This window comes from Gelidibacter salicanalis (assembly GCF_016469035.1).
Taxonomy (GTDB): Bacteria; Bacteroidota; Bacteroidia; order Flavobacteriales; family Flavobacteriaceae; genus Gelidibacter; species Gelidibacter salicanalis_A.
Window position 1 is genome coordinate 1 of record NZ_JAEHJZ010000048.1, and the last position, 9,094, is coordinate 9,094.

The following is a 9,094-nucleotide window of genomic DNA, read 5'->3' on the forward strand; positions in this document are numbered from 1 at the left end:
TTATTTGGCCCCCAATTAGTCGGGAGTGCTATTTTAGATTTCAAATTTATACATTTGAGATATGCACTATAAGAAATGGGCCTTGGATTCTTTGTATGAATCAGGTACATTTGAGAAAGATCAACCAAAATAGCATGGTGTACATAGGTGATATATACGTCACTCCTAGGATCATATGTTATATATACGCATGTTGTGTGCAATTTGAAAAATGAAAAAACTACCGTCAAAACTTTATCATTATTGTTCAGTTGAAAATTTGCTAAATATTTTCAACTCTAAATCTTTGTGGTTGTCTAATAGTAATCAAATGAACGATTCAGAAGAATCTACTTGGATTGAACAGCACTTTGATTTAGTTAGAGAAACATTTAAAGATAAAGAATACGAAAAATATTTGACCGAAGCTTTAAATACATACGAATGGAATAAACATAAACCATTTATTTTTTGCTTATCCGAAAAAAAGGATTCATTAAGCCAATGGCGAGCATATTCAGCGGACGGAAAAGGAGTTTGTATTGGTTTTTCTACAAAAGCACTTAATATCAAACAAGATTCACCTTGGCCAAATTCTAATGCAGACCATACAATCGGAATTCTGCCCATCGAATACAGTATTCGAAATCAAAAGAAAGAAATTCTAAAATTTTCAGAGGATTTTAAAAAAATTTACGATGAGAAAAAAGAAGAGTTGTGGGAAGTTTCAAGTGCTTTTTTAGGAACGTCCTTTGCTACTTTAGCGATGACTTTTAAAAACCCAAGTTTTATAGAAGAAAAAGAATGGAGAATTATACATACGCCAACAAAATATAGTGTAGAATCAGAAACAGAAAAAAGAATGTCTGATTTAAAGTTTAGAGTTAACAATCATAAAATTGTTACCTACCACGAATATGATTTGAGTAAAATTTTCAATTCAAAACTGATTAATGAAATTGTTTTGGGACCAAAATCAAATATTGACATTCCAGAATTAGAACAATTTTTGGAATACAACAATTTATCAAAGACTAAAATATCGATTTCCGAATCAACATATCGATAATAAAAAACTGCACACAATAACTAAGGATTCGGCTCGCCGCACCTGTCCCGCCTTAGCGGGGTAGGCCAGAGCTGAATACTGTGTTGACGAATCCGGTTGATTTGCCGTCTTATGGGTAAAACGTTAAGTTGAGTGGAGGATACTAGGAGGTTGCGCTGGTGTTTGTGTTGACAAAATGTATAGATCTAAATTATTGTCTACATTCTTTGCAGTTTTCTACAGGTTATGGTTGACAATCTCTGGTTTTTTTCGTTTAATTTTTAGGTCATGGCATAGCAAAGCCAGTCCGCTTTTGCAGAATAATTTTTAGCTGCTCTTATTCAATTTTCTATCTTTTAGTAAAACGCGCCAATTCTCGGGAGGACCACGGTCATTGAACAATAGTATTGTATGCAGTCTTCCCTTTTTACAGAGAGGACACCGGCGGTGCAAAAGTGGCTCTTTTATTCAATAACTAAGGATTCGGCTCGCCGATTACTCCCTTCGGTCATGAGATCGCTTCGCTAAGTTGGCCAGAGCTGAATATTGTGTTGACGCATCCGGTTAATTTGCCGTCTATGGGTAAAACGATGAGTTAAGGGAGGGATGGTTGGAGGTTACGCTGTTTTTGGGTGGCCAAATGGTATTGAACCCTCTTGTTCTAATAACTTGTTAAGTGCTTTGCTTGTGGTTTGAATTTAGGATCCCTGGTTTTTACCGTTTAGTTTTAAAGTTGGGGCTTATTTGGCCCCCCCAATTAGTTGGGAGTGCCATTTTAGATTTCAAATGTATACATTTGAGAATGACAAACAGAAATGGCATGGGGTAGATAGGGGGTGTATATGTCACTCTATGTTGTATACACACATGTTGTGTGTAATTTGACGCAACCAAATGGGAATTTAAACATCTAATAAAAAAAGAAAATTATGAAAAATTTGATTTACTTATTTATTTTGATTTTGGGAATAATTTCTTGCAGTTCAGATGATGAAACGAGAATTGACAATTCGGATTTAATTGGAAATTGGAACTGGACAAATACTGATGGAGGAATCGGATTTCATATTCACGAAACACCAAAAACAACTGGAAAAATAATTCACTTGAATTTAAATGAAAACTATGAATATTCAGTAACCGAAAATGGAACTGAAATATCGAATGGAATTTATGAATTGATTATGAAAAAATCTATTTCTTCTGGAGAAATGGAAAGATTTATTAAACTTCAAACAATTGACCAACAGTATTTAGGATTTGTTAAAAATGGAATTATAAATATTGAGGAAAACAAAAAACTCTATATTTCTGACAATAATGCTGATGGTGTTGGAAGTAAATTTGTGAGAATTGAATAAAAACTACACACAAAGTATAAAATTAATTGCTAGTGCAAGCCTACTTACGAAAATCCTCGCGGATTTTCTGTTTGGTTTGTATTTGCTAAATTACGTGCTTAAACAACGCAACTAATCTTATGTGTGCCGAGAGTAACGACCGGCTAAAAAGTCGTTGCGCAACTGTTTACAAGATGGTGGAACCGACCCACCGGTGTTGTCCTACAGGGGAGAGCATCAAACCCCCATAAGGTGCTTTGGTAAAGAGCCAAGGTATTGAGCGTTATGGAAAAGGCTGCGCCACGAGCGTGGTCAGGTATAGATAATGGAGATGAATGCAAATGAACCTCTGATGAAGTGTCGAGAAAGTGCAACCTTCTGTCAAAAGTGTTTGAAGTATGACAAACATTATAAGTCCAGCGGTTACCTGTTTATTGGCTGGGCGGCAGGCGTCATTTAGGAGGCATGACCATTATTCGGGCTTGTTTACGGAACTCGGGAACCTGAGCCAAAATGCAAAGTGAAATGCACAATAGCGCAAACTAGAGGCAGAATAGCGATGTTTGGAACAGGGGCGGACTCATCCGTAGTAGTGAAGAAGTTTCTGTAATGGAAATGGAGCAAAGGGATGAGCTAATTTGATGTACAGCCTGCCAACTTGAAAAAGGATGAGCTATTTTTGTACACCACTTAGAAGAGCCGTATGATGGGAGACTATCACGTACGGTTCCCTGCCCGTCCGGCAGGCGGGTGTGAGAGGCTCGGGGTGAAACTCCCCTTGTCTACTCGACACAATCACGTTACCTGCAAGCTAAAAAAAAAGCCACCGCACGGTCAAGCACATTTGGTTTTTGCCAACGCTAAAAGCCAATGTTGAAAAACCAAAAGAGCTTGCCCTTCCCCACCGCCACCCAAACAGAATAATTACATTTTATACACAGTTTTATGAGATATTTAAAATAAACTAACTATTTTAGCGACTGAATAAACAACGTCTGAAATGAACAGAATTAAAGAAGTGTTGGAACAGAAAGGGATTAAGCAAACTTGGTTGGCTGAAAAACTTGGTAAGAGTTACAATATGGTAAATGCTTATGCACAAAACCGACAACAACCACGATTGGAAACCTTAATGGAAATAGCGGTGATTTTAGATGTGGACGTAAAAGAATTGATAATATCTAATAAAGAACAATAAATGCCAGTAGACTTTTCAAAAATATTAGTAGTTGGAGTTTCCTCTAGAGCACTTTTCAATCTCGAAGAAGAAGAGCAGATTTTCAGAGAAAAAAACATTCGTGGTTTTCGGGAATACCAATTAGCCAATGAAGATAAGCTACTTGATAAAGGCACTGCGTTTCCATTGGTTGAAGCATTGCTAAAACTGAATACACACGTTGACAAGGAATCCCCAATCGTAGAAGTGGTAATTATGTCAAAAAACAGCCCTGAAACAGGAGTTCGTGTTTTAAAAGCGATTGAACACTATAATCTTCCTATTTCAAGATGGGCATTTTCAGCAGGAGAACCTTTAGCTCCATTTATAAAGGCATTTAACGTTGACTTGTTTCTTTCAAAAGACGAAAAAGATGTTCAAAAAATAATCGACACATCAGACTGTGCTACAGCATTAGTATTTGACCCACCTGAAAATTACAAACCAGAAACTGACCGAGTTAAATTTGCTTTTGATGCAGATGCGGTTGTGTTCTCAGAAGAATCTGAAATTATATACAAAGAAAAAGGTCTTGAAGAGTTTCGAAAACACGAAAAGGAAAATGAGAATGTTCCACTGAAAGATGGCCCTTTTGCAGCTTTATTGAGAAAATTATCATATATCCAAGATTTTCTACCAATTGAAAAAGAACTTTCCCCTTTAAGAATTGCAATAGTTACGGCAAGAAACTCGCCCAGTCATATGAGAGTTATTAAGACATTTCGAAATTGGAATGTATATGTAGATGAAGCATATTTTATGGGTGGATGGCCTAAGGCACCAGTTTTAGAAGCTATTGGCACGCATATTTTCTTTGATGACCAAGACAGTCATTTAAGTGATTCCAAAACAAAAGTTCCTTGTGGCAAAGTATTGTATAAAACAAATTCGATTCTCAAAAATTACGAGAAGGAAATTATTATAGAACCGAAAAAAGAAAAAAAGAAATAGTATGCCAACACTCAATTGGATAGGAAAAGATAAAGTGGTGAGCCACCACCAAGATGTGCCATACAGAGTATTGGAACACAAATACGGTTTTACAGCAGAAAAGGGAGACCAAAAAGAACCGGCAAACAGCGGAAACAAGATTATACACGGTGACAACCTTGAAGCATTAAAAAGCCTTCTTCCTGAATATGAAGGAAAAGTAAAATGTGTCTATATAGACCCACCTTACAATACTGGCGAAGAAAAATGGACTTATAATGATAATGTCAATCACCCAAAAATTAAAAAATGGATTGGTGAAATTGTTGGAGATGATGAGCTTGATTTAACAAGGCATGACAAATGGTTATGTATGATGTATCCAAGATTAAAACTTCTTTCAAAGTTATTGGATAAAGATGGTGTCATATTTATATCAATAGATGATAACGAAAACTCTAGATTAAAACTTATCTGTGATGAAATCTTCGGGCAAAAATCATTCGTCACAACTCTTGTATGGGAGAAAAAAAAGAAAGGAACTCATTTAGATAAAAAAAGGATTAGTATCAAAGAATATATATATGTCTACTGTAAAAACAGACAGGTATTTAATGGTTTAATCGGAGAGGTCAAATCGAAAAAGGAAACTTATCCATGCATAAACCCAGGCAACAAAAGAGCTTCTAGAATAATACCCGCAGGTACAAAATCTACATATAGGGAGAAAAATTATAAGCTTTCAAATGGTAGTAAAATTTCCGCTGGAAATATGTTTCTAGAGTTAAAAGGAGATTTAATTCTAGAAGACGGACGATTAAAGAATGATGTGGAAGTAGAAGCTGAATGGCGTTACAGTCAAGATAACATCAGTCTTTATGCCAAAAAAGATGAACTCTATTTTACTCGTGACCTTTATTTAAGACGCGAAGTTTACGATACACGTTACAAAAAACTTAAAGACTTACTTCAAAGAGTTGAGTATGGGACTATCAATGACTTGAAAGATGAAATGATAAAAGAACTGGAAAAGGATGAACCTGACTCAAAAATAATTGTAGAATTAAAAAATCAAATATCATCTTTAGAAGACGTTCATCATTTCGACAATGTTGACATTTCCAATTTAAATAACACTGGTTGGGGTTCCAATGAAGATGGTGATGAAGAATTACGCAACATATTTGGGAAAAAGGTATTCGACTTTCCAAAACCAACTAAACTTATTTCAAAATTATTAGCTTCCACTTTATTCAAAAATGGAATTTTTCTAGACTCGTTTGCTGGTTCTGGTACAACTGGAAATTCCGTTTTAGCACTTAACAAAATAGATGGTGGCAATCGCAAATTCATCCTAATTGAAATGGAAGAATATGCCAATAAGATTACAGCCGAACGAATCAAAAAAGTTTCAAAAGGATACCAAATAAATGATTCAACAATTGAGGGACTGCAAGGAAGCTTTGATTATTACGAACTTGGGCTACCACTCTTTGACGAAAACCAAAACCTAAATGAGCAAGTCGGTTTAGGTAAAATCAGAGAATACATTTGGTTTTCAGAAACCAGAACTTCCTTTAAAGAACCAAATACCGAAAGCTACTATTTAGGAAAAAAAGACGAATCGGCTTACTATTTCATTTACGAAAAAGACTGTTTAACAACGCTTGATTTTGATGCTTTAGAACTAATAAAAACCAAAGGAGAACAATATGTCATCTACGCTGACAATTGTTTACTTCCAAAGGATTTTATGGCAAAGAACAACATCATTTTCAAAAAAATACCAAGAGACATTACAAGATTTTAGACTATGGAATTAAAAAGTTATCAGCGAAAAGTAATAGAGAATCTTGAAGAATACTTGGGTTATGTTCAAGAGCATAAAAGTTTAGCCAAAGCCTTCAATCAATATTGGGAAGACAAAATTGGCCCATACAATCCGTTAGACGGTACAGGGATGGAAGGCTACAAAAACAACATACCAAATGCAGCTCACGTTTGCGTAAAAGTACCAACGGCAGGCGGTAAAACTTTTATTGCAGTAAATGCTTTGCATAGCATTTTTTCAGCTTACGATTCGGCAAAGCCTAAAGCAGTTATTTGGTTAGTGCCTTGGAGTAATTTATTGCAACAAACTGTAAATACACTTTCTGACCCAGAACATCCGTATCGCCAAAAACTTAATTCGCTTTTTAATAACCGAGTAGAGATTTATCAAAAAGCTGATTTGTTACAAGGTTCTAATTTCAACCCAACAGTTGTAAAAGACCAATTGAGCATTTTTGTAATGAGTTTTGCCAGTTTAAGAGCCAACAACAAAGAAGACCGTAAAGTCTTTCAAGAAAATGGACAGTTAGAATCTTTTGTATCGCAATACAAAAACAATGAACATATTTTGAGTGGTGTTGATGATACTGCTTTAATTAATGTTTTACGTTCTCTTAATCCTGTTTTAGTGGTGGACGAAAGCCACAATGCAGAAAGTGATTTGAGTGTAGATATGCTCAAAAACTTAAATCCGTCTTTCATTTTAGACTTAACCGCAACACCAAAAGACAATAGCAATATTGTAAGCCTTGTTCCTGCGATAGAGTTGAAAAAGGAACATATGGTTAAACTGCCTGTAATCGTATACAACAACCACGACAAAACAGAAGTCATAAATAACGCTTTGCACTTACAACGTAAATTGGAGAATCTTGCCAAAAAACAAGAAACTGAAGGCGGTAAATACATCAGACCAATTGTGTTATTTCAAGCACAACCAAAAACCAAAGACGACAACACCACTTTTGAAAAACTAAAAGAACAATTGTTGGGATTAGGCATTCCAGAAAGCCATATTAAAATCAAAACCGCCAACATTGACGAATTAAAAGGCATTGACTTGTTGAGCAAGGAATGTGAAGTTCGATACATCATTACTATCAATGCTTTAAAAGAAGGTTGGGATTGTCCGTTTGCCTATATCTTGGCATCATTGGCTGACAAATCAAGTTCGGTAGATGTGGAGCAAATTTTAGGTCGTGTATTGCGTCAACCATACGTACAAAGACACAAAGCATTTCAATTAAACCTTTCCTATGTTTTAACAGCTTCGGCAAAGTTCAACGAAACTTTACAGAGTATTGTAAAAGGATTGCAGGAATCAGGTTTCAGCGAAAAAGATTATCGAAAAGTCGATAAAATGACCGAAGAAGAAAAGAAAACTGTTTCGGTTGACCCTGTTGAATCATTCTTATTCCCAGAACAACAAGAAGACCAAGAAGAAGAAAATATAGATAAAAACAGAGTTACGTTTGACCCAAATGCAGATGAAGAAGAAACCGAAACAACTTCAGTAATCGAAGAAATAGAAACCATTGCGGAAGAACAAAACCGCCAATTAGAAGAGCAAATAAAAGAACAGGAAAAACAACCTGTTGACGAAAATATATTTCAAGAAATGGGTGCAAAAGTAAAACGCTACAAAGTCAAAGAATCCAATAAAGATTTTATTGATAAAATTGAGTTCCCGCAGTTCTTTATCAAAGTAACAGCAAGTGATATTTTTGGAACAGACGAAGAATTGCTCAACCGTGAATCACTTCTAAAAGATTTTAAACTTTCAGACGAAGACATCAAAATTGACTTTGACCAAATTTCATCTGACTTGTATAAAATTGACTTAGAAGAAGCTAAGAAAAACGAGTATAGACCTTCATTCACTAAGATTGAAGACAGTATGGTGAAAGACCCAATTGCCGAATACATTTTAGCTAAGCCAAAAGAAAATCAAATAACAGACATAACACATCAAATGATGCAGATTATTGGCAATATGTATCCAATTGCCGACCAAGAAATCAAAGTTTATATTGGACGTATTCTGAACAGTATGAATACAGAACAGCTACGGGATATTTTGGTAAGAAAATGGAGTTACACAGACAAGATAAAAGTAAAGATTCGCCAGTTGTCAGATGCTTACGCAGAAGGTCGTTTTATGGATTTACTGAAATCTAAAAAGATAAACACCAAAGCAAATTGGAAATTAGGGAATGAAATTGTACCAGGAAAACCAGGTTCATCCATTGGGAATTCCCTTTACGAAAGAGAAGGTTCTATGAATGGTTTCGAAGAAAGGGTTGCAATGGAAATTGGAACTTCTTCGAACGTTGCATTTTGGCATAGGAACTTAGAACGAGGGAAAGGATTTTACATCAATGGATTTAAAGCCAACCACTACCCTGACTTTATTTTACAGACAAAATCAGGAAAGACCATTTTAATAGAATCCAAAGGCGACCATTTGGACGGTTCAGACAGTGAAGCTAAATGCCGACTAGGAAACGAATGGGAAAGACAAGCAGGAAATGACTTTTCTTATTTTATGGTATTTGACAAAAAAGAAATTGCGGGAGCATATACGTTGGATAAAGCAAAAGAGTTAATCAGTAAAATGTAAAGCCCACGCTATTTGTAAGCACATTTAAAAGTCGCACCAGCCAATGCTCGTCCAAAGCTTTTAAAAGAGCTTCCACAGCCAACGCAAACGAAATGAAAAGAAAAAAGCCAGCAATAACTAAGAATTCGGCT

General features: G+C 35.6%; 6 protein-coding genes and 1 pseudogene. 6 read left to right on the top strand and 1 reads right to left on the bottom strand.

Annotation, left to right across the window (positions count from 1 at the left end):
• Nucleotides 1–310: 310 nt before the first annotated feature.
• Nucleotides 311–1,048 (top strand): DUF2971 domain-containing protein, encoded by a 738-nt coding sequence (locus JEM65_RS17865; protein WP_199602623.1) that lies wholly within the window; start codon nt 311–313, stop codon nt 1,046–1,048.
• Between the two features lie 306 nt (nt 1,049–1,354).
• On the opposite strand, the pseudogene JEM65_RS23590 reads toward JEM65_RS17865, so the two are convergent.
• Nucleotides 1,355–1,486: pseudogene (locus tag JEM65_RS23590) on the bottom strand (IS91 family transposase); the annotation flags it as partial.
• 470 nt (nt 1,487–1,956) lie between these two features.
• On the opposite strand from JEM65_RS23590, the gene JEM65_RS17870 reads away from it, so the two are divergent.
• From JEM65_RS17870 to JEM65_RS17890, 5 genes are all read left to right on the top strand, one after another.
• Nucleotides 1,957–2,388, top strand: coding sequence for a hypothetical protein (locus JEM65_RS17870; RefSeq protein WP_199602625.1), 432 nt, complete (start codon nt 1,957–1,959; stop codon nt 2,386–2,388).
• Nucleotides 2,389–3,367: 979 nt separating this feature from the next.
• Nucleotides 3,368–3,565, top strand: coding sequence for a helix-turn-helix transcriptional regulator (locus JEM65_RS17875; protein WP_199602628.1), 198 nt, complete (start codon nt 3,368–3,370; stop codon nt 3,563–3,565).
• Complete coding sequence (locus tag JEM65_RS17880) at nt 3,566–4,534, top strand: 5'-nucleotidase (protein WP_199602630.1); 969 nt, start codon at nt 3,566–3,568, stop codon at nt 4,532–4,534.
• 1 nt (nt 4,535) lies between these two features.
• Nucleotides 4,536–6,323, top strand: a complete 1,788-nt coding sequence (locus tag JEM65_RS17885) for a site-specific DNA-methyltransferase (protein ID WP_199602632.1) — start codon at nt 4,536–4,538, stop codon at nt 6,321–6,323.
• Nucleotides 6,324–6,326: 3 nt separating this feature from the next.
• Complete coding sequence (locus JEM65_RS17890) at nt 6,327–8,963, top strand: DEAD/DEAH box helicase (protein WP_199602633.1); 2,637 nt, start codon at nt 6,327–6,329, stop codon at nt 8,961–8,963.
• The last annotated feature ends 131 nt before the right edge of the window (nt 8,964–9,094 follow it).